At 64.3% G+C, this 2,911-nt stretch carries 3 protein-coding genes; all 3 read right to left on the bottom strand.

The genetic code is table 11. The features are described 5' to 3' along the window. Positions 1-292 precede the first annotated feature (292 nt). Positions 293-1,678, bottom strand: coding sequence for a dihydrolipoyl dehydrogenase (gene lpdA, locus Q8K99_14450; protein MDP2183752.1), 1,386 nt, complete (start codon positions 1,676-1,678; stop codon positions 293-295). 123 nt (positions 1,679-1,801) lie between these two features. Beyond that, on the bottom strand, positions 1,802-2,563 hold the full coding sequence (locus tag Q8K99_14445; GenBank protein MDP2183751.1) for a response regulator: 762 nt from the start codon (positions 2,561-2,563) through the stop codon (positions 1,802-1,804). Positions 2,564-2,693: 130 nt separating this feature from the next. After that, positions 2,694-2,911, bottom strand: a 218-nt coding sequence (locus Q8K99_14440; protein MDP2183750.1) for an ATP-binding protein, incomplete at its 5' end; no start/stop codon positions are given.

Genomic DNA, 2,911 nt, shown 5'->3' with positions numbered 1-2,911 from the left:
GCCCACAGGCGTCGACGTCTCTCATCGAACTCTCCCGCGAGCGCCCGATAGCGCTCTCCGATCGCATGCTCGTTGATCATACGATCTTACTTCGACATCACCAGCCAATCTCCTACTTGTTGTTTGACGCTTCCTAAGTGCGAGTCCCAGCGTGCGACGTGCGCGTGCAAGGATACGTGCCATTGGGTTGACCTCCCCGTCCTCCATGAATGCGACCACCGCGATGCGGCGGTACCAGCATGTACACCGAGGACAACGCCAGTCAATCCCCGATGGCACCGGGCCAGAACGCCTACAAGCCGCATTTGGCAGCCGCGTCAGCCGCCGCAAACCGGATAACCTCGCTCACCGTCGGGTGCGCGTGCACCATGTGCGCGATCGCATCCACCGTGAGATCGCGAGCCATCGCGAGCGCCACTTCGTGGATGATTTCGACCGCATGCGGGCCGACGATCTGGCAGCCGATGATGCGACCGGTGCCCTTCTCCGCCACGAGCTGCACGAATCCGTCGCCCTCGCCCTCGCCAAGGGCCTTCCCATTGGCTGCGAACTTCGCGACGGCCTGCACCGCGTCGATACCGCGCTCCTTGGCGGAATCGCGAGACGATCCGACGACAGCGACCTCCGGGAACGTGTAGACGCACGCGGGGATGCAGTCGAGCCGAACTGTCTCGTGTGGGGACTCGCCGCGGAGTTCCGCGACTGCGTTGCGCGCCGCGCCCACGCCCTCTTCCTCGGCGACATGAGCGAGCATCATCCCGCCGACGAGGTCGCCGATTGCGTAGACGCCGGGAAGGTTCGTCCGGTAGTGCTCGTCGACCTTGACCGCAGCCCGGTCCATCTCGATACCGGCCTCGGGGTAGCCGAGTCCCGCGGAGTTCGGAATACGCCCAACAGCGCTCATCACGATGGCGCTCTCGAGCACGGCTCCACTGCGCAGAGTCGCGCGCATGCGATCGCCCACGCGCTCGACGCTTTCGACGGCGTCGCCGAGGTGGAACTCGACGCCCATCTCCTCAAGCTTCGCCTGAACGAGTTTGACGACGCGCTTGTCGTTGCCGGGAAGGACCTGCTCCATGAGCTCGACCACCACGACCTTGGAGCCGAACGCAGCGTACGCGCATGCGAACTCCAGGCCGATCACGCCGCCGCCGATGATGATGATGTCTTTGGGGATCTCCGACAGCGAAACGGCGTCGTCACTCGTCCAGATGCCCTCCATGTCATGATCGATATTCGGGAGCTTGAACACGGCAGAGCCGGTGGCCAGGATCACCGCGTCGGCTTCGATCGTCTCCGCGCCGCCCTGGGCCAGCGCGACCTCCACGACCTTGGGAGCCACAAGCCGACCGGAACCGGCGACCACACGGACCTTGAGCCGCTTCGCGCTGCCTTCGATCTGGCCGACGAGCTCGTCGACGACGCCCTCCTTGCGTGCACGAAGCCGGCCGACATCGACACTCGCGACCGCAGCACTTAAGCCGAACTCCTCGGCCTGACGCGTGTCCGCGACAATGTGGGCGGAGCGCAGGATCGTCTTGGTCGGGATGCAGCCCCAATTCAGGCACGTCCCGCCGAGACGTTGCGCCTCGATGAGCGTCACGTCAGCGCCAAGACGAGCCGCCTCGAAAGCCGCGCTGTAACCGCCAGGTCCACCGCCAAGAACGCAAATGCGCATCGCCGAGCCTCCTGCATCTGGGGACTCCCGCGCCTGCTCGCGCGAGATTGCCGACGATTCTAGCACCTGCACCCGTGCAAGAGCGCCCGACGCGCACGGACCGCGCCGTCCCGACGTGCGAATCTACCGAGGAAGACAGCTCTTGACCTGGGTCACGAGCTTGCGACTGACCGGGATACTCGTCCCCTCAGCATCGTTGAGCACCAACTTGAAGGACGACTTCGACGCCCAGTGATATCCCTTCACCGCGCCAAGGCGAACGATATAGGAGCGATGCACGCGCATGAACCCGGACACGTCCCGCCCCTCCACCGCACCGAGAGACAACCTGCCAAGGAAGCGCGCGTCGAACGTGTGAATGTACGTGTAGTTGCGCACGCCTTCGATGTAGACCACGTCCTTGGCGTCGACGAACTCCGTGCCCGAATCCACGACGACCGGGAACTTCTCGTCGGCGTCGACATCAACCAGGCGCGTCCGCCTCAGAAGCGCCTCGACGCGACAGCGGAATTCCCGCACCGAGAAAGGTTTGGACAGGTAGTCATCCGCGCCAAGGCCGAAGCCCTTCACTTTGGCATCCTCGGTCCCCTTGGCAGTAAGCATCATGACGGGGAGACGGTCGTTGGCGCTGTTGTCGCGTATGCGCGCAAGAGCCTCCCACCCATCGACCACCGGCATCATCACGTCTAGCACCACGAGGTCCGGCTTGTTGACCGCAACCGACTCCGCCACGGTCGCTCCGCTGGACAGCGAGTCAACACGGTAGCCGTCATTGCTCAGTAGCGTGGTCAGTCCTCGGACGAGCTCCACGTTGTCGTCGACGATCAGTATCGTGCCCTGCCACGTCTTGCGAACTGGTCCCCCCGAGTTCATTGCATCGCCCATGTTTGCTCGCCGCTCCTTGTCTCGTCGTCAGGTCCCGAAACGATGCGCACTGCAGCCGGGGCCGCCTTGTCCGTGACACCCCTCCGCGGCAGCGTGAAGACGAAGGTGCTGCCGACCCCTTCAGGGTTTCTCAGGTAGGTGATGTTTCCGCCATGCGCGCGAGCAATCGGTCCGAGATCGGAAGCCCGAGGCCGAGGCCAGACGTCCGTGCACTGTCAGAGGCATCCGCCCTGCCAAAGAGCTCGAACAGAACATCCTCCCGGTCGGGCGGAACGCCGGCCCCGTGGTCGATCACCAGAACGCGCAAGTGCTCGCCGTCGACATCGAGAACGACCTTGACCACCCCCC

This window comes from Actinomycetota bacterium (assembly GCA_030682655.1).
Taxonomy (GTDB): Bacteria; Actinomycetota; Coriobacteriia; order Anaerosomatales; family JAUXNU01; genus JAUXNU01.
This window is presented reverse-complemented; position numbering and strand designations above follow the sequence as displayed.